This is a genomic window from Microcoleus sp. PH2017_35_SFW_U_B, assembly GCF_020737865.1.
In the GTDB taxonomy this organism is placed as follows: Bacteria; Cyanobacteriota; Cyanobacteriia; order Cyanobacteriales; family Microcoleaceae; genus Microcoleus.
Genome location: NZ_JAEQDE010000027.1, coordinates 1 through 18659 on the forward strand (window position 1 = coordinate 1; position 18659 = coordinate 18659).

General features: G+C 45.7%; 21 protein-coding genes. 7 read left to right on the forward strand and 14 right to left on the reverse strand.

What is annotated here, in order from left to right:
* Positions 1–229: 229 nt before the first annotated feature.
* Together JGK36_RS05740 and JGK36_RS05745 are read right to left on the reverse strand one after the other, a co-directional pair.
* The gene (locus JGK36_RS05740; protein WP_293176862.1) at positions 230–427 is read right to left on the reverse strand and encodes a hypothetical protein; all 198 of its coding nucleotides are present in this window, start codon (positions 425–427) and stop codon (positions 230–232) included.
* Positions 399–1397, reverse strand: coding sequence for a hypothetical protein (locus JGK36_RS05745; RefSeq protein ID WP_293176864.1), 999 nt, complete (start codon positions 1395–1397; stop codon positions 399–401). The genes JGK36_RS05740 and JGK36_RS05745 overlap by 29 nt, the downstream gene beginning before the upstream one ends.
* 362 nt (positions 1398–1759) lie before the next feature.
* Between JGK36_RS05745 and JGK36_RS05750 the strand changes: the two genes are divergently transcribed.
* From JGK36_RS05750 to JGK36_RS05770, 5 genes are all read left to right on the forward strand, one after another.
* Positions 1760–2041: a helix-turn-helix transcriptional regulator gene (locus JGK36_RS05750; RefSeq protein WP_293176866.1), complete on the forward strand. Its 282-nt coding sequence runs from the start codon at positions 1760–1762 to the stop codon at positions 2039–2041.
* Positions 2042–2270: 229 nt separating this feature from the next.
* Positions 2271–2513, forward strand: a complete 243-nt coding sequence (locus JGK36_RS05755; protein ID WP_293176868.1) for a helix-turn-helix domain-containing protein — start codon at positions 2271–2273, stop codon at positions 2511–2513.
* A gap of 137 nt (positions 2514–2650) precedes the next feature.
* Positions 2651–2923 (forward strand): helix-turn-helix transcriptional regulator, encoded by a 273-nt coding sequence (locus JGK36_RS05760; protein ID WP_293176870.1) that lies wholly within the window; start codon positions 2651–2653, stop codon positions 2921–2923.
* A 311-nt stretch (positions 2924–3234) separates the two neighbouring features.
* Positions 3235–3516, forward strand: a complete 282-nt coding sequence (locus tag JGK36_RS05765; protein ID WP_293176872.1) for a helix-turn-helix transcriptional regulator — start codon at positions 3235–3237, stop codon at positions 3514–3516.
* Positions 3517–3836: 320 nt separating this feature from the next.
* On the forward strand, positions 3837–4427 hold the full coding sequence (locus JGK36_RS05770) for a helix-turn-helix transcriptional regulator (protein ID WP_293176874.1): 591 nt from the start codon (positions 3837–3839) through the stop codon (positions 4425–4427).
* Between the two features lie 106 nt (positions 4428–4533).
* Here the strand turns inward: JGK36_RS05770 and arfB are convergent, their stop codons facing one another.
* Together arfB and JGK36_RS05780 are read right to left on the reverse strand one after the other, a co-directional pair.
* Positions 4534–4947: an alternative ribosome rescue aminoacyl-tRNA hydrolase ArfB gene (gene arfB / locus JGK36_RS05775; RefSeq protein ID WP_293176876.1), complete on the reverse strand. Its 414-nt coding sequence runs from the start codon at positions 4945–4947 to the stop codon at positions 4534–4536.
* Positions 4948–4950: 3 nt separating this feature from the next.
* Positions 4951–5421 (reverse strand): restriction endonuclease, encoded by a 471-nt coding sequence (locus JGK36_RS05780; RefSeq protein ID WP_293176878.1) that lies wholly within the window; start codon positions 5419–5421, stop codon positions 4951–4953.
* A gap of 81 nt (positions 5422–5502) precedes the next feature.
* Here JGK36_RS05780 and JGK36_RS05785 point away from each other — a divergent pair, with 81 nt between their 5' ends.
* Positions 5503–5778, forward strand: a complete 276-nt coding sequence (locus JGK36_RS05785; RefSeq protein ID WP_293192083.1) for a hypothetical protein — start codon at positions 5503–5505, stop codon at positions 5776–5778.
* Between the two features lie 34 nt (positions 5779–5812).
* Here the strand turns inward: JGK36_RS05785 and gnd are convergent, their stop codons facing one another.
* Positions 5813–7267 carry a decarboxylating NADP(+)-dependent phosphogluconate dehydrogenase gene (gnd, locus tag JGK36_RS05790; protein WP_293176882.1) on the reverse strand — a complete coding sequence of 485 codons (1455 nt, stop codon included), beginning with the start codon at positions 7265–7267 and terminating at the stop codon, positions 5813–5815.
* Between the two features lie 298 nt (positions 7268–7565).
* Between gnd and JGK36_RS05795 the strand changes: the two genes are divergently transcribed.
* Complete coding sequence (locus JGK36_RS05795; RefSeq protein WP_293176884.1) at positions 7566–7988, forward strand: hypothetical protein; 423 nt, start codon at positions 7566–7568, stop codon at positions 7986–7988.
* 249 nt (positions 7989–8237) lie between these two features.
* On the opposite strand, the gene JGK36_RS05800 is transcribed toward JGK36_RS05795, so the two are convergent.
* From JGK36_RS05800 to JGK36_RS05840, 9 genes are all read right to left on the reverse strand, one after another.
* Positions 8238–10172 carry an ABC transporter ATP-binding protein gene (locus tag JGK36_RS05800; RefSeq protein WP_293196518.1) on the reverse strand — a complete coding sequence of 645 codons (1935 nt, stop codon included), beginning with the start codon at positions 10170–10172 and terminating at the stop codon, positions 8238–8240.
* A gap of 74 nt (positions 10173–10246) precedes the next feature.
* Complete coding sequence (locus JGK36_RS05805) at positions 10247–10858, reverse strand: hypothetical protein (protein WP_293196519.1); 612 nt, start codon at positions 10856–10858, stop codon at positions 10247–10249.
* Complete coding sequence (locus tag JGK36_RS05810) at positions 10855–12003, reverse strand: AAA family ATPase (RefSeq protein WP_293176890.1); 1149 nt, start codon at positions 12001–12003, stop codon at positions 10855–10857. The genes JGK36_RS05805 and JGK36_RS05810 overlap by 4 nt, the downstream gene beginning before the upstream one ends.
* Positions 12004–12057: 54 nt before the next feature.
* Positions 12058–13230: a Fic family protein gene (locus JGK36_RS05815; RefSeq protein WP_293176892.1), complete on the reverse strand. Its 1173-nt coding sequence runs from the start codon at positions 13228–13230 to the stop codon at positions 12058–12060.
* Positions 13231–13913: 683 nt separating this feature from the next.
* Positions 13914–16268 carry a glycoside hydrolase family 31 protein gene (locus JGK36_RS05820; RefSeq protein ID WP_293196520.1) on the reverse strand — a complete coding sequence of 785 codons (2355 nt, stop codon included), beginning with the start codon at positions 16266–16268 and terminating at the stop codon, positions 13914–13916.
* 124 nt (positions 16269–16392) lie between these two features.
* The gene (locus JGK36_RS05825; RefSeq protein ID WP_293196521.1) at positions 16393–16965 is read right to left on the reverse strand and encodes a hypothetical protein; all 573 of its coding nucleotides are present in this window, start codon (positions 16963–16965) and stop codon (positions 16393–16395) included.
* A 315-nt stretch (positions 16966–17280) separates the two neighbouring features.
* A complete protein-coding gene (locus JGK36_RS05830; RefSeq protein WP_293176898.1) occupies positions 17281–17640 on the reverse strand; it encodes a DUF952 domain-containing protein in 360 nt (119 codons plus the stop codon).
* A gap of 13 nt (positions 17641–17653) precedes the next feature.
* Positions 17654–17812 (reverse strand): hypothetical protein, encoded by a 159-nt coding sequence (locus tag JGK36_RS05835; protein ID WP_367119364.1) that lies wholly within the window; start codon positions 17810–17812, stop codon positions 17654–17656.
* A gap of 136 nt (positions 17813–17948) precedes the next feature.
* Positions 17949–18401: a cupin domain-containing protein gene (locus JGK36_RS05840; RefSeq protein WP_293146325.1), complete on the reverse strand. Its 453-nt coding sequence runs from the start codon at positions 18399–18401 to the stop codon at positions 17949–17951.
* Positions 18402–18659: the final 258 nt, after the last annotated feature.

An 18659-nucleotide genomic window follows, 5' to 3' on the forward strand; every position in this document is an offset into this window, starting at 1 on the left:
AGGTGTCATCACCCTCAAAACGTAGTTGTAACTGAGGCTGGCTATCTCTTCACCTTTAGGTACTGGTTGTCCTGTTATGTCCGGTGATTGGTGGATAGCACTTTTAACCAATCTCGATACTAATCGCGTAAGCGAAGGAGACCGAAGGTATCGCCCCAACATCCGCAAATCATGACAACTCCCATCACCCAGTAGGGACACGACACAACGCCGTGTCCTTAATCGTAGCTTATCGGCGACAGCCTTCGGCGATCGCCCTTAACACCGCTAGCCGCACTTCAGGATGCGATTTTTCAAGGCCGTTAGCCCGAAAAATCCAGTGTCCGCCGCCCGCGTGCTCGATCGCAATCTTCTGTCCGTCAGGCAAAACGATTTGCCACCAATTCAACACAGTGGCTTTAATCAGTTGGCACTGAATCTGGGTCAATTGAGCCTCCATCAGCTTCAGTTGACGCATGATTGGGTTTTGGGCAGATGACTTCATTATTTTGTTCCTGAAATAAATTGGATAGTTTCTCGACTGGAATTTCTGTTTGCTTATTTTTCAGCTTATTTTCACTTGGAGAGCTTTTCGCTTTTACTTTACCTTCCGAACTTTTCGCCTTCACCTCCCTTTTACCACCTTTTGGCTCATTTTTTACTCCAAAACCTTTAGATTTAACTTTGGCTGGAGCAGAATTTGAAATCTGTTCCGCTGCGGGCTTCTTAAACTCCGCGTCCAATTGGTCTAAAATCTCCTCTTGTTCGGGAGTGTGTTCCGCCGGCTGCTCTACAATTCTGGGGTTGTATTCGTCAACCAGCCGCCCCAAAAATTCCGAAATTGACATTCCCGCAGCGGCTGCTTTTTTGGTCAACAGGGCGTAGGTGTCGGTTTTAATCCGAATTTGTTTTAACCTGAGGTTGGGATTGTTGTCAACTGTTTCGGCTATCGTTATTGCTGTAATCCTTTCTTTGGGGATGACATCCACAACTTCTTGCCACTTTTCCTGTAAAGCACAGTCGCCGTATTGATCTGTGACTGCGTGTTTGAACAAGGGGACAACTTGAGCGACGCAGCTAGGCAAAATCTCAAATCCGGCTTTTATTAAGCGCAGGCAAATTGCCGCAGATTTGATAATTTGCGTGCAATAAAAATACTGTCTGCCTAAGGCTTGTTCGCAGTAAATTTTGAAAGTTTTGAACTTGTCTTTGTACAAGCGCAGTTTTCGGATCGCGTCCAGCATGATCCCTTGTCGCACGTAGTCGAGGAATCCTCTTTTTATTTCGCCTGTCAGATACTCTAAATCGTGAAAGGGCGATTGATTCTGGATTTCTTCTTCAAAGTCTAGCAGCGGGCCTGCGAAGTGAAAGTTGGAGGCGATATCGCCTAGGTAGAAGTTGTCGGTAGATGTGGTCATGATCGGGAAGGGGTCGAGAAAGGGAACGATAGCACGGAAGTTGGGCGATCGCAAAGTGGAATTTTTGGTCGGGATTTTTGGTACAATTTTGAGCTGGGCTGTGCTGTAGGTCGATCGACCTTTTACACGGCATTACCTCCTGGAGAGGTTCAGGGAAACGAGCTTGAGGTATGCACTCAAGCCCCAAAAATACTAAGGGTATGCAGGTGCATAATTGATAGACACTACAAATAAGGCGGTTCTTCAAACCTGCATTTTGACTTTGGAGGCTCAGTGAGCTGCCCTTGTTGTGCCTGCCAACATGAAGTTTACGTCTTATTACAGCCTTTGTCAAGACGTTTGCATCATGAATATTTTGTCCTATGATAGAAGAAGATTTACAAGAAAAGGAGAAGTCTCCATTGAGGCTACTCAGAGAACAAGCTGGACTAACACGCCCTCAAGTCAAAGAAAAAATCGGAATTTCCGAGCGAAGACAAGCTGACTGGGAATTAGGCAAGGCTCTGCCTAATGCTGAGAATATACTTGCTATGGCTAACCTGTACCAAGTTTCTCTCAAGACTATGTTTGAGGTTTTAGGGTTAGACGTAACCAAAATTCCCGATGACTTACCAAATCGTGAGCCCTCACCCAACGAGAACTAACAAGTACAGCGAAGTCACGATCTGGATTTTTGGTACAATTTTGAGTTGGGCTGTGTTGTAAGGTCGATCGACCTTTTACATCGCATCACCTCAAGGCGGCTATTCAAACTTGGACGTTTGGACTGTTCGGCCTGACCGACCGACTTGTGTTATGTCGCTTTTGTCTCATTATGAGATGTCGATTTAATTTTGTCAAGTATGACATCTCAATTTGAGATTTTATGTTACAATGTCATCAAGAAAAGAACGAAGACAGGAGGGCAATTCACCATTGGAAGCCCTAAGAATCAACAAAACAGACTTATCACAAGATGAGTTTGCTTTTAGATGCGGGATTCCGCGGGCCACATATCATAGATGGATATCTGGAGCCACAGAACCAAAATTTTCTCTCTTTCAGTTGAAAGCTATTTGCCGAGAACTAAAAATAGAAAAAATAGATGAACTTCCAGAGAGCTTTGGGCCGAATTAGCAATTAAATTAAACCAACAGATACAATTTTGAGTTGGGTTGTGCTTTCAGGCTTGCCGGCTGCTTGCTATGCCTTTATTCGTAGTTTAGTCAGGCTTCCTGTCTTTGTCAAGGGTAAACTACGAAACATTCTGCATAATGAATCAAGAAGTACGGGATTTATACGAAATGAGCCTTGCGGAAATTAGAGAATACAGGGGCTTTAGTCGCCGTGAGCTTAGCCTGCAACTGACGGGGAAAGTTTCTGAAGATACTTTGTATTCCATAGAAAAAAGAAAACAAAAACCCAGAGTTGATACTGCAATAGCCATTTGTACAGCCCTAAATATTAGCTTGAAACAGTTCTGTCACTCGATCGGGCTAGATGTGTCAGGACTTGTTGATGATTACGTGCCGCCGAGGGACAGCTAACCAACAGAGCGAAGTTTTGGTCGGGATTTTTGGTACAATTTTGAGTTGGGCTGTGTTGTAAGGTCGATCGACCTTTTACATGGCACCACCTCCTCGGAGTTCAGAGAAAGGGGCTTAAAGTATGCACTCAAACCCCAAAAATAGGCTCTTGTATGCCAGCACAATTGATAGACAGCACAAGCAAGGCGGTTATTAAAACCTGCACGTTTTGAACTTGAAGGCTCGCCGACCACCTTCTGCCATGTCCGTCACTTACAACTTTAGTTGGATAATTCTAATTTGTCAACTAAAGTTGTATAACTTTAGTTTAAATGAATCAAGATATAGACTATCTCAAACCAGAAACTATTCAAGAAGCTATCCAATTGGCTGAAGCTACGCAGGAACAACTAGCCCGAAACCTAGGAGTTTCTCTAAATACAGTGAATTCCTGGGTTAATTGTCGGAAAATGCCACGGGCGGATAATTTTTTCGCCCTATGCAGGGAGTTAAAGCTTTCGCCCAAAACCGTCGCTAGATTGCTACGCATCGATATCTCCAACATTCCTGACGATATCCCTTTGGTAAAATCGCCCTCACGATCGGACAACTAACAAGCACAGGGAAGTCATGGTCGGAATCTTTGGTACAATTTTGAGTTGGGCTGTGTTGTAGGTCGATCGACGATTGACATCGCATCACCTCCTCGGAGTTCAGGGAAAGGAGCTTGAGGTATGCACTCAAGCCCCAAAAATACTAAGGGTTATGCAGGTGCATAATTGATAGACACTACAAGTGAGGCGGTTATTCAAACCTGCATTTTGATCGAAGGAGGCTTGCCAGGCCGCCTTTGTTTTGCCTATCTACTAGCAGTTTAGTGCCAGATACCAACTTTGTCAAGCACTATTTTGCTAGCAATTAATTGCTATAGTTAATGGAAGCTGAAGACCGAGAAACGATAACCTTGAAAAACCTGAGAGAAAGTGCAAATTTGACCCAACCCGAACTTAGTCGTCGAATGGGGGTAGGAATTCGCATTATTGGTGATTGGGAACGAGGAGAAGCCATTCCTCGCTTCGATCGCGTCATTGCTCTGGCGCGGGAGCTAGGCGTACCTCTAAAAACACTTGCTAGATGTATGGGATTAGACGTAGCCAAAATTCCCGATGACCTACAAGCATTAAGTGTACTTCATCTTTCGACGGAGGTCAAGAAGCCAGAATCAGTGAAACAAGCTTCATGTATTAGGGAAGAAAATTCGCAAGAAAAGGAAAAGTCTCCATTAAGGCTTCTCAGAGAACAAGCTGGGCTAACCCGCCCTCAAGTCAAACAACATATCGGCGTTTCTGAGCGGATGCAAGCTGACTGGGAATCAGGAAAGTCTATGCCAACTGTTGAAAACGTGGCTGCACTGGCTAACCTATACCAAGTTTCTCTAAAAACTATGTTTGAGCTTTTAGGATTAGACGTAACTAAAATTCCCGATGACTTATCCAGTAGATCGCGAGGGCGATCGGACAAATAACGCGCAGGGGTTAATTCTTAGGTACGTAGTTGCGCTTCAGCGCTCTTTCCGATATCCCAAAAAGAGCGCTGAAGCGCAACTACGTACCTGGGAGCCCTTTGATCCCTCAATCGGTAATTTTCCCTCTCAGAGCCTTAATCTGCCCCCGCTTGGTTTTGCTGTCAAGACGCTTGCGCTGGGAACTACGAGTCGCTTTGCTGGGTTTGCGCCTTTTCGGGATGACGATCGCACTTTTGATCAATTCTTGCAGCCGCCTCAAAGCCTCCTCGCGGTTTTGTTCCTGGCTGCGGTGCTCCTGTGCTTTGATGATAATCACACCTTCGGAGGTGATTCGCCCATCGTTGAGTTGCAATAAACGCTCTTTGTAGCGATCGGGTAATGAAGAAGCTGGGATATCAAAGCGCAGGTGAATAGCACTCGCCACCTTATTTACATTTTGTCCGCCCGCGCCTTGGGAGCGAATGGCGCTAATCTCAATTTCGCGATCGGCAATAAATACTGTGTTGGAAATTTCTATCATGATTTATTGATAATTCTTAGCTGTCAGGATGAATTCGATGAGTTTTTTTCTATCCCATAACTCTACGTCGTTAGATTTGGCAAGTTTGCAAGCATTTTCTGTAAATCTGTTGTTGGTGATGACTCTGCCTTTATTTCCGTTGTAATGTCTGACGGCTCCTGCTACTTCTTGAACTGCTTTAATCCCAACTGGATTTTTGCTTCTTTTTGCTTGAACTACTGTTTTCGATCCGTCTTTGTACAAAATCAAATCTGCTCCATAATCTTGACTGTCTTGAGTTAAAGTGACGCTATAACCACAGTTTCTAAAATGGACAGCTAGAAATTTTTCAAACTCTTTGCCAGTCATTGCATCCACTTCGAGAATACCGCTGTCTGATAAAAGTTTTTTTGATTCTTCTTCTTTAATTGTATCAAATACCAATGCTGCAATATCACCGATAATGGCAGCGGCTCTTACTAGAAAAGGTTTCATAAAATTACACTTACTTTAAAGAGATATCTATAGTTTATAATACAAAGTGGCGAGTTGTTCGTATAGACGAGGTTGAAGACTATGACGAAATCGCATGATATCATTCGAGAACAAGACCGGAGATTGGGAGAATTAATGGCGATCCTCTTCGAGGGCTTCGCTAACGTCCGTCAGCGATTCCTGGATGCAGGCGACGATCCCCGACACCCGCCATCAGGTTTAAAAGGCGATGATTACATGACAGACGCAGAAAGACAAAAAGCACTCACGATCGCCCGATCGCTCTTTAACGACGAATATATTAAAAGCTATCTCAAAAACAAACGTCAAAACAATTTGCAACCCCAGATTAATTAGTAAGGTGCGCCGAAACGCACCCTACAAAAACTAATTAATCAGCAGTACCAGTTTGCAGCGACTCTTTCGCAGCCTGAGTCCACTCAGAGTGGAAGAACTCGCCACGCGGCTTGTCAGTGCGCTCGTAGGTGTGAGCCCCGAAATAATCGCGCTGAGCTTGCGTCAGGTTTTGCGGGAGTCGATCGCGCCGATAGCTGTCGAAATAGTCCAGGGACGCGCTGAAGGCCGGTACAGCGATACCCAGCAGGCTAGCCGTAGATAACACTTCGCGCCAAGCTGATTGGCGATCGAGAATGCTCTGTTTAAACTCTGGCGCTAACAGCAAATTCGGCAGTGCGGGATCGTCCTTGAAAGCTTTTTTAATCTTGTCCAAAAATCCAGCCCGAATGATACAGCCGCCCTTCCAAATGCGGGAAATTTCGCTCAAACTCAAGTCATAATTATACGACTTTGAGGCCGCGCTCAACAGCGCCATACCTTGGGCGTAGGAGCAAATTTTCGAGCAGTAAAGAGCATCCCGAACTTTGTTCACAAACTCTTTAGGATCGCCTTCGTACTTGGTGGTAGGCCCCGTCAGTTGTTCCGAAGCTTTGACGCGCTCTGCTTTGTAAGAAGACATGATTCTGGCATTCACAGCAGCGATAATTGTGGGAATGCTCACGCCCAATTCCAAAGCACTCATTACAGTCCAGCGACCAGTACCTTTTTGACCGGCAGCATCCATAATTACCTCAACTAAGGGTTGCTTAGTTTCCGGGTCAATGTATTTGAAAATATTAGCCGTAATTTCAATCAAAAACGAGTTGAGTTCGTCAGTTGTATTCCATTCGGCAAAAACTTCCTGCAACTCCTGGCCGCTGAGTCCACCGACGTTTTTTAGCAAATCGTAGGCTTCAGCAATGAGCTGCATATCCCCGTACTCAATACCGTTGTGCACCATTTTCACATAGTGACCGGCACCGCCAGGGCCGATGAATGTGACGCAGGGGCCGTCATCTACTTGAGCCGCTATTTTGACGAGAATTGGCTCTAATTCCTTGTAGGCTGCCAGCGTGCCACCGGGCATCATGCTAGCGCCATTCAGTGCGCCTTCTTCGCCGCCGCTAATGCCCATGCCGACAAATCCCAGTCCGGCAGCTTCTAAATCTTTGGTGCGACGTTCGGTGTCATCGTAGAGGGAGTTGCCGCCGTCAATAATCATGTCATTGGGGTCTAGCATGGGTTTGAGCTGGTCAATTACCGCATCTACGGCTTTGCCAGCTTGTACCATGACTAAGATTCTTCGAGGACGTTCTAGAGCTTCGACGAATTCCGCCAGAGTCTTGGTGGCTACAATGTTTTTGCCCTGGGCCCGTTTTGCCATGAATTCGTCGGTTTTGGCTGCTGTGCGGTTGTATACCGCTACGGAGAAGCCTCTGCTTTCGACGTTGAGGGCTAGGTTTTCGCCCATAACTGCTAGACCGATTAAACCAAAATTTTGCTTTGCCATAAAAATACTCGGTAAGTGGGAAACTCAGAGTCTTTAGACCTGAGAGGGAATTTACTCTTTGTGGAACAGGCCGGAAAGCCTGTTAAGCGAGCATGATGCAAGATGTCAGTTTAAGTGTATTTTTATATTCAAAAAATTGATGTTTGGTGAATCACTAGGGTTTTTTTAAGATTTAAGCGATATTAGCGATATTAAAGAGAGCGGTGAGGGATAATGAGACGGATATTAATTCGATCGCAGTAACGATAGATACAGATAAGCGGACATTTTGAGGAAAATTTAGGAGACTGTTGTAATTATGGAAGATTTGCAGTATCTGGCAGCCTGGGTGAAGGAGCAACACGCTCGGGAGTATATTTTGACTTGGCTGCTGAGTCAACAGGGGCTGTGGTGGTCGGATGGAGAGATTTATCAGGCGGTTTTGCAAAAGTCGGGAAAGCTGTTGAAGGCTTACGTGCAAAAACGGCAGGCTGGAGAGTTGTTTGAGGGGATTTCTGAGAAGTTGGTGGGAGATGAGAATTGGGATGATTTGGTGATCAGTTTGGGGCGAATTGTTGCTGTTTATCAGGAGGAATTGGTGAAGTTGCAAGAGCGCGATATGCGGGGGGATGGGCTAAAAAAAAAGTCAATTAGCCAACCTGTAAGTGGAGATTCTTTGTCGGTGTTGGAGGTGCAGCAAGCTTTGCCCGATCCTTATGCGGATACGCTGACTGGGAGATAGTCAGTTGGCAGTTGGCAGTTGGCAGTTGGCAGTTGACAGTTGGTGATTAGTTATTGGTTATTGGTTATTGGTTATTCGTAGCAGGCAAAAAATAACAATAATATCGTTTCTGGTTGCATCGGAATAGTCAGTGCTGTCCCCGCTCGCTACCCCAATAGCGAGCGGGGACAGCACTACATAATTCGGATGTCACCCGATTTGATATACAAAATAACCAATAACTAATAACAAGCAACCAATAACCAATATCTAAATATAACTGCTAGCTTGACGGGTGAACATTGAATGGTATATTTCACCGAATTCTATCAATTCGTCGTGAGTTCCTATTTCGACTATTTTACCGTTTTCCATCACCGCGATGCGATCGGCAATTTTGGCCAATCCCAACCTGTGGCTGATGACAATCGTGGTTTTCCCGGCGGCGATTTGGCGGAAGATGCTGTAAATTTCGTGTTCTGTCTTGGGGTCGAGGGCGGCGGTTGGTTCGTCAAAAATTAGGACTTCGGCTGTATCAAGCCGCATGAGGGCGCGGGCGATCGCAATTCTTTGCCACTGTCCCCCCGATAAGTCTATGCCGTCTTCTAATTGTTTCCCCAACGGTGTCTCTAAACCTGCGGAAAGACTATTGACTTTTGCGCTAATTCCTGCTTCGGAAATAGCTTCGTTAATTGCGGTGTCATCCGACAGTGAAAGCAAGTCGCCAAAACCGACGTTTTCGCGCACTGTGGAGGGGAAACGGGCGTAATCTTGCATGACAACGGCGATGCGCGATCGCACGTATGCTAGAGGGTACGATCGCAAATCTTTGCCATTCCAGGCGATCGTACCACTTGTCGGGTCGTACAGGCGACCGAGGAGTTTGCCAAGAGTCGTCTTACCCGCGCCATTTTCCCCGACAAGCACTAGCATTTCACCCGGATTAATGGTTAAGTCGATATTTGCGATCGTGCTTTTAGTGCTACCGGGATAGCAAAAAGATAAATCCTTAATCTCGATACCAATTTTATCTTTTGTGGCACGGGCATCTTGCCCGTGATCTGATACTTGATTTGTGGCACGGGCATCTTGCCCGTAATCTTCTAAACTAGGCAAGCGAGATGCCACATTCAGCAGCGGAGACTGCAACTCGGGTTTGAGATCCAAAAGTTGAAAAATCGGACTGACGCCGAGGGAAATATCGTACAAATTAGTGTAATTACCAATCAGTAATTGCAAACTCGTCTCTACTTGGACAATCAAACCAGAATACAGCGCCAAATCTCCCAAAGTGTAGCGCCCTCCCAAAGCTCCCATGACCACATAAACAAATGGCAAGGCTACACCTATTCTACTAAATATCGACCACAAAAGTACAACAATCGCTCCTTTTTTTCGCACTTGCTGCATCTCGCTAAAAAACTGCAAATACTGACCATTCCAGCGTTTGAGCCAAAGTTCCTGCAACCCAAACAAACGCAATTCTTTAGCATATTCTTCCCCTGTCAATACCGTAGCGGATAAGTTCATCTCGCGAGTGATTTTAGCTTGCTTTTTTTGAACTCTCCAGATAAGTTTGAGATATTTTCTTTCAATGTGAATTGAGGGAAGTGATGACACCACCATCACCACAGGAACCCACCAAGCTATTGATGCAGCCAGGCCGATCGAGGGAATGAAGATACAAATTCCCGTGATTGTCATGCTGATGGTGAATGCTAGTTGCTGTACTTGTTTAACTCCGGTTTTGGCAAGTTCTAAGATATTTAATAGTTCGGGGTTTTCAAACAGGGCGATATCGTCGAAATTGGCGACTTTTTCGAGAACTTGTCCTTCAACTCCACCTTGCACGCGATCGCGCAAAGATGTTGCTGCAAAAGAACTCATGGTTTCGATTGAATCGCTGACTAACTTGAGAGTTAAGACTCCGACAATACTCCACAGCAAGATTGGGTGGGAAAGGATCAAAGCTAAGGGCTGTGCTGTTTGGCTTCGCAACAGCAACCGAGATACTTCATCAATGATTAGTTTATCTAAAACAAGCACGCCAGATGGGGCTGCACCGCGGATGATGTTGAGTATGATTAAATTGCGGAGTTCGATCGGTGCGGCTTTGATTATCAGGCTTAGGCTGCGCCGCAAAGCTTGGAATGTGGTGATTTGGATGGGTTGCATAGTTTGTGGGTAGGTGTCGGGTCTACTCATCCCCTCCCGTTATATTATAGATGATGAGTTGATTAATTGTCGTTGGCGAGCGCATAATTTCTCTTTTTTTCTCCTCACGTTTCCCAGGTTGGTTGAAAACTTATGAGTGCATTCATAGCTCGTTGTAAACTGGGGGAATTAGTCTGTGCTGATGCAACCTGCCAACTTTGATTGACAAACTGGATGAGTTGACCGTTATAGTCTTTACCAATTTTTGCGGTACTATTACGATCGGGGACGATCGCATCCCGCAGATTTCGCTTCCTTGATTTTTTAGCCAGATTGATTAAAAGCTGCTTGGGATCGGGAATTTTATCCACGTCGCCAGGAATCAAGTCTACTGAAATACCCAAAAATTCGGCAAATGCCGATCGATGTGCTAGTAACCACGCTTCTACTTCTTTAATCGCAATCCGAAACAGCAGATTAGGATGTTTTGGTTGAGTTAACCACTCCGACAGAATTACTAGCGGGCAGTCTGCATTATCCAAATCAGTTAAGACTAAGTAAGGCATTCGCTTAGCCGCATTATTGTATGCAGGAAGGTTCTTTTTAATGTCGCCAGCTCCTTTCTTATTCGAGCAAGATCCAACTAAAAATGGACGTTGAGACTGTTTCAGCATTTCTTTAAGAACTGCTTCACTGAGTACATCCTCAAACACTAGATTGATGGGAATATCCGTCATTTGAATAAACTGAGTTGTTCGATCGCAGGCGGTGCTGTGAGAGGAAGTGCAGCATCAGCTATACTTAAACCTCCTTCTAATAGCATTGTTATTTGTTCGTTACTGGAAGCAAGTTTTACCTGAGTTCCTTCAGGAGTCGGTGTCATTAGCAGCACCTCTTCGCCGCCAATGCCTTTGTCTGAGAGCAAATCAGCACTATGGGTACTAAGAATAACCTGTCGCTTTCTCGGACGCTGAAGGCGATAAATCAGAGAGGGTAGATTGCTAACAATAGCCGAATTTAAGGAAAGTTCGGGTTCTTCTAGTAACAATAATGAATCGGATTCTAGCAGTGACCAAAGTAAACCAATTAACCGTAACGTTCCGTCAGAAAATTGGTCTTCCCGTTGTTTTCCTGCTCCGGGCCGCCAATGTTCGTAAACAGCTTCCAAATGGGGAACTCCCATCACATCTTTGGTATCTGTGAGGTTTTTCAATTGTGGGACAGCCAGCTTTAAAGCATCTTCAATTTTTTTTAATCGCGATCTTCGGGTTTTTTCGGGAGTTTTAGCAACTCGTTCTAAAAAAGTTCTCCCAAAAGGATCTTCGGAAAGTCCAGGAGTAGCAAAAGCTTCGGGATGGCGAACTAACTGAGGAATTAAATGTAAATATAAAATTGACTCTAAAAATTTAGGAATTTCTCTAAATTCTGCATTGGCATTAATTTGCTCTAAATAAGTCTGGGTAAGACGTAGCTCATCGTTGTTATCGTCTTGAGTAGGGCGATCAACAATTTGTTGATCGCCTTTCCAAACTCGTTCATAGGCAACTATCGGCTCATTTTTTCCACCTTTTCTCTGTTTAATTCCCAGCGCATACGTCCACAAGGGCTGTTCATCATTAGATTCTGAAAGCTGAATTCCTATTTCTACATTTGGATATCGACGTGCATAAAGACTGCGAATTTTTGATACGCCGCCTCGATCGCTCACGGCTTTCTGCAATCCGCCTCCTGCTTTGGCCAGATCCCGCAAAAAGCGCAATGAATCGAGAAAGTTTGACTTACCGCAAGCATTCGGGCCTACCAAAAAAACGCGATCGCGCAACTCAACATTCACTGACTGAAAATTGCGCCAATTTTGCAGAACTATATGGGAGATAATCATTATTTTAACCTAATCAAGAAATACTTAATCATAGAGTTAATTTTTACTAGCGTTTTAGTGAGAATCAGAATTGTCAGGATTGATTAGTGAGTAGCTGCTTTCAAAAAGATCCAGATAGGGTTTGTAACGATAAAGTCTGTTGCGTTGCCAACCTGTGACTTCATCAAGCAAAGCAATTTCTACAAATTTATCGACTATTTTCCTAGCTGTTGCGTAACTACATTGCAATTCGTTTTCTACTAAACGAATATTCACGATTGGGTGCTGGAAAAGTATATCTAGCAAGCGCAAACCATAACTGCTACTGGAAATTTGCTGACCGATAATTTCGCGGTGATTTTCGCGCATTTCCAGAATAGAACGGGCTGTAGTTGTTGCTGACTGGCTGACTTCAAAAATACCTTGAAGAAAAAACTTTAACCATCCTTCCCAATCTCCATGAGTGCGAATTGCCATCAGGCGATCGTAATACTCTATTCTGTGAAACTTTAGATAATGACTGAGGTATAGTAAAGGCTTTTGTAGGATTCCTTGCTGACAAAGCAGAAAAGTAATTAGCAATCGTCCAATCCGTCCATTTCCATCTAAAAATGGGTGTATTGTTTCAAATTGAGCGTGAGCTAATCCGCAATGAATCAGTACAGGTAAAGAATTGGTATCGTGCAAAAATCTCTCTAGGTTGTCGAGAGATTGGTGCATTTCTGCAACTGTTGGAGGTACATAGGCCGCAGTACCCAGGTTACAACCTTGAGGGCCAATCCAATTTTGACTTTTCCGAAATTCTCCCGGTGTGCGATCGCTTCCTCGCACGTCTTTGAGTAATTCTGTATGAATTTCTCGCAGCAAGCGCAGACAAAGTGGAAATTCTTGAAGCCGCTTTAAACCGTAGTTCATGGCGTTAACGTAGTTAACAACCTCTTGCACATCTTTAAAGCGTTCTTGACCTTTGACATCAATTTCATATTGAAGTACGTCCTCTAGGGTGCTTTGCGTTCCTTCAATTTGCGAACTAAGAACGGCTTCCTGACGGACGTACATCGCTACGAATAGGTCAGGGTTGGGCAAAATAGAGGTAGCACCGTCTAGTCTTCCTAAAGCCCGATCGGCATTGGAGAGCAAGCGATGAAGCTCTGCGTCCATTTTAATGGGCGGTTCGGGAGGGAGGGGCGCTGGAATGAAGGCGCTGTATCCTTCAGTTTGTTGGACGTATCGACCAGATCGCATCATTGGGTGACGGAGGGACAAAGGTTGAGGTCTTGTTATCTTATGTTATTCCAGTGAAATAAGACGGCGGTCGCGGAATCTTATTATAGCAAAAGTCTTTTTAGTATAATAAGATTGCCAGGACAGGCCAACTCGATCGCAATACGAGGATACAGCAGTGCTGTGTCCCTACGGATATGGTTGAGACAGGAGGACACAGCAGTGCTGTGTCCCTGCGGATATGGTTGAGAACCTTGCGTGACATACCCGGCACTCATTTTGTAAACAAATAGAGTGCAGGCTTCCTCTTTCAACGGGAGAGCCTCGACGCGAGCCATCTCTAAGCTGGTCTTATCCTCCCTCCGTAGGTTTTACTCACCTTTATTTTATGTGGTACTTACTAGCAAGATAATTACTTATCTTTTCCGGCAGACTCCCTGTGTCCCAAGAAGTAGAATTGTTGATTTTTTCACCCATCCATCAGCTCTTTTATGGCTTAGCGGGATATTGGGGCTACCAGTCAGAAACTGATAGGTGGTGTCTAGCCTTTATACAACGGAAAGTTCGCCCACCACGGCTACTCTTGTCATCTCCGGTTAGTTCGATCCTATCATGGATTCGCTATCGCTCAATTTCTTTGCTGCTCGTTTTCATCCCGTCACTCATCCTGTAAACGGATAGAGTGCGGGACTTCCCACTCGTATTAGTTAAAATATCAAACGCCGCACCGTGCCATCATCTGTAAATTGCTGTTCCCCAATCCCCACAACTTCGACAGTAATTTCGCGCTCCGAAATCGCAAATTCCCCCTCCCGCGCCGCAATTTCCACTATTACTTTTTCCCCTTCAAAATACACCTGATAATTAGTCGTAGCCCAGACACCTTTTTCGTACTCAAAAGTGTGTCCGTCGTCCTCATAAAGCGTCCATTCACCAGTTCCGGGCCAAATTCGCATTTTCAAAGAATCGATCGCCCTTTCCTCAACAAATTGTCTCACAGGGGCGATCCTCTTCGAGGGCTTCGCTAACGCAATTATCCCCCCACCGCGCGCGTACAACGGCATTCTCTCCACAGGTGCATCAGCCAAAATGTGCGTCGGGCCCTGATAGCATTCGCCCGTCCACCAATCGTACCAAGTCCCCTCCGGCAAATACACGGCGCGATGCTCAACTCCCTGTCGGTAAACGGGTGCAGCCATCAGCGATGGGCCGAGCAATACTTGATCGTAAAGGTGATAAGTTGTACGATCGCGCGGAAAGTGATAAAGTAGCGGTCGCAAAATCGGTGTTCCCGCGATCGCAGCTTCCCAAAAAAGCGTGTAAATGTACGGCAATAACTGATAGCGTAAATTGATGTATTCGCGGCAAATCTGCTCGGTGCGATCGCCAAAAACCCACGGTTCATGTTGCGCTGTCGTCATCGCCGAATGACCGCGCATCAACGGATACAGCATCCCCACCTGCATCCACCGCGCGAACAATTCAGCGGTTGCATTCCCCGCAAAGCCGCCGATGTCGCAACCGACAAAGGCGACGCCGGAAAGCCCCATGTTGCAAAGCATTGGTAGCGACATTTCTAAGTGTTCCCACTGCGATTGATTGTCGCCCATCCACACGGAGGAGTAGCGCTGCACCCCCGCAAATCCCGATCGCGTTAGCACAAAAGATCGATCGCCCCCTCGGACTTTTTGCAACCCTTCCGCACAAGCTTTCGCCATCATCAACCCGTACAAATTGTGGGTTTCGGCGTGAGTTGTGCGATCGAATTCCGGGCCCTGCGGTGCATCCAGCGGAAACCAAATGTGTTCGCCACCATCGCCAAAAGGTCGATCGGCGATCGCAGGTTCGTTCATGTCGTTCCAAATCCCCGCAACGCCCATATCTGTCAGGCTTTTGTGCAATTCGCCCCACCACTGGCGCACGTCGGGGCGCATGAAGTCGGGAAACACGGCTTTGTCGGGCCAAACGTAACCGTGGAAAAGCTTTCCGTCGGCGGTGCGGACGAAATAGTCGTTTTCCACACCGCGATCGAATATTTCATAATCTGCTTCCGGTTCGTACTTGACACCGGGATCGACAATTGTGACAACTTTGAAACCGACTGCTTTTAAGTCTGCGATCAGTTTCGCCGGATCGGGGAAACGCTTTGGGCTCCAAGTAAAAACCCGGTAGCCGCGCATATAGTCAATGTCGAGGTGGATGACATCGCAGGGAATGCTGCGATCGCGAAATTCCCGCGCCAACTCCCGCACAACGTCCTCGGATTCGTAGCTCCAGCGGCACTGGTGGTATCCCAGCGCCCATTTTGGCGGAATCGGCATCCGGCCGGTCAACTGCGTGTAGGTGGCGAGAATTTGGGCGGGTTCCGGGCCGTAAATGATGTAGTAGTCGAGTTCCGTGTCTCTGGTTTCCATCCGCAAAACCCCTGGTGTTTCCGCGCCGATGTCGAATTGACTCCAAAATGTGGTGTTGAAAAAGATGCCGTAAGCGCGATCGGGATTCAGGGCGATGTAAAATGCGATCGCCTGGTACATTTCATCTGTCTGCGAATTGTAGTCGAGGGAGTCTATCGTCCAGTTTGTCTTGACTTCGGAGAGTTTGTCGAGGAAGCCGGTGCGTTGGCCGAAACCGTAGAAGTGTTCGTCTGTTTCGATGCGCTTCCAGGCGGCGGTTGCACCTGTGCGCCATCCCATCGGGCGATCGCAGTCGCTAGCAAAGGGTTTTCCTGATTTGTCAAAGCATTCGATGGCAGGGCGATCGCGCTTGACAGAAATTGTTATTTGTGCTGTTTCAATTTCGATTTTTTCCGCTGTTTCTCGCACTTCAAAAGGTACAATTTGCCATTCTTCGTCGGGGAGAGTTACGGAGTGCGATCTATCTTTAAATTCACCTGTCGGGGACATTCGCACTCGAATTAAATTCGGCGCGAGGATGCTGATTTTGAGAGAGGAGTTGGTACAGTTGAAGTGAATTGTGTGATCGGTTTTGTCGATCGATTGTATAGAGCCAATAATTGACCAAGGCTGTTCGGTAGTTTGGAGTTTTCCGAAGTATTGCGGCATATACTATGACTCGAAATATTATAAATTGTCGTTTGATGAGTTAAGGGTTGTCATCTGGCAAAAGGAAGAAACAAGTAAATCAACCTCATCAAACATAAAACTCTCTCCCTGTTAAAAACCCGATCTACTTCCCAAATACTTGCAAAATCCTCTGCACTCCGTTCTTTTCTAGCCTCTCAAACTGCTGCCGTTCATCAGCAGTAAAAACAGTTGTCACTTCTTTATCTGACATCTGTGCTTCCAACACTCCACGGTTGAAGAAAACAACTTCACCCGTACCAAAAAAGACGATCGCCCTTACCCGATCGCCTTTTAGCCAAAATCCCACTCCATCTCCCACTTCCACCAGGGCTTCCGATGCACTGACAATGGTTTTACCGCCATTGGTAGAACACATGATGTAGCTAATATTTTTGACGGTTTTTGTGGCTTTTTGACAGGGTTGAGCCTGAAGTTGTTTCAATTCTAGATCGTAATTTTCCCGATTCATGACAGGCTTAATTTGATTTAGCAAACAGCGATCGGGTATACCATCACCATCATCATCCATGCGGATGTCGTCCTGTTGTCCGTCGCGATCGCAATCAATCGCCGGCCCGATCTGTCTGCTGGGTTTCGCCGATTGTGCTAGTGCACCGCCACTGATGGCAGAGCTTAATAATAGCAGGGCGATCGGCAATAATTTGAATAGCATCATATTGAAAAAATATCCTCGGTCAAATTTTAGCACCATGCTGTTTTAATAGCTTAATAATTTGCAGATTAGAAGATTTATCGGCAATACTTAGGAATGAGAATTAAATAACTTACAATTTTTATTGTTCTTGTGGGATGGGCGTCCCGCCCGTCACGAAAGGACGGGCGGGACGCCCATCCCACAAATATGTGTAAATTATTTAATTCGCGATCCTTAGATGCTATCTCTTCATTCATGTGCTCGATAACCACCAAAGTAATATCATCAAACACCTTGACTAATAAGTGATGTTTGTTGAAGTATCTTCACAGGATACTAAGCTTGTTCGTTGATAGTTGCTGTTAACTCTGCCGGCAATTCAAACTTGCCATCGGCACCGGGTTCAAACTCAAAAACTTGCAACACAGCATCCACATTTAGCGGCCCGTAAATGTGCGGGTAATCCTCACCGGCGGCAAATTCATACTTAAGTTCAGATTCTATTTTTTCCGAGTCAATCCACAGCAGCAGCAATCCTGTTTGTCCTACAAAAAATTTATTGGCAGATTTCAAAACTTGCGGCAGAGTCGAACAGTGGATAAATCCTTCTGTATCTAACGTATCTCCGCGATAGGATTGCACTTGTTTTGCTTCTTCCCACTGTTGGCTGCGGGTGATGTGAAAGATAACGCTCATAGTTTGATGGATTTTAAGTGCGATCGCCAATTGGCAGTAAAATCTGAGAAGGACAACTCCCGCCACAACTTACTGTCAGCGTCATAATTTTAGCATCAATTAACCGCGCTGCACCCGGAGGTGCACAAGTTCCCGGATTCACGTCATAAGCTGGAAAACAAGCGGCACTCAAACTCAGGCGCATTGAATTCAGAAACTGGCATCTTGCCCGTTCCTAGCTATTTTTGCAAGAGGTATACTGAAGTCCGAACGATCTAACTTAGCGCGTTTAGCTGTTTATTTTGCGGACTGAAGTCCTCACTACAAACCTAGCACGGCACGAGTACATCCGATCGCCCGAGAACCCTCATATCTTCCTCATCGAGTTCGACTGGTGTACCGCTGCGAATTAGTTCCACAAAATCCTCGTTTGGCACCATAATGCACAAAGTGTAAAGACGTTCGCTGCCCGTATTTTCAATGACGTGAGTGCCAGTTGGAGGCACTAACAAACTATCACCCGGTTTAATACTAACTGTTTTGCCGTCGCAAGTCGCTTGCCCTCTTCCTTTGAGTACAAAAAACATTTCTACCGCAAATTGATGGCGGTTGGGAGGAGTTTTTCCGCCCGGATCGAAAATCTCGATGCAAACAGTTAATGAGGCATTCGCGGTTGCCGGATCGAAAACTATGGCTAATCTATTAGTATCCCCCGGGCTGATGCGAAATGCTTGGTAGTCTTGAGGCGATTTCATCACCGGAATCATGCACTGGTTTGTCATTTTTTTATTCTTAGTTGTGAGTTGTTATAGCTGAAGGAAGAAGGAAGAGGGAAGAGGGAAGAGGGAAGCAGAACCCAGGATTTTAGCAATTAAGAACTTCCTAACCGTCTCGGACAGTTGCTATATGTTTCGGGTGCATCTCAATGAATGCAAATATACTCGTAGGGGCGAAGCATTTCGGCAGTAAATCTCTGATTCTCACTCATAAATTATGTGCCGAAATGCTTCGCCCTTGCCAAAATGAGATGCACCCTATGT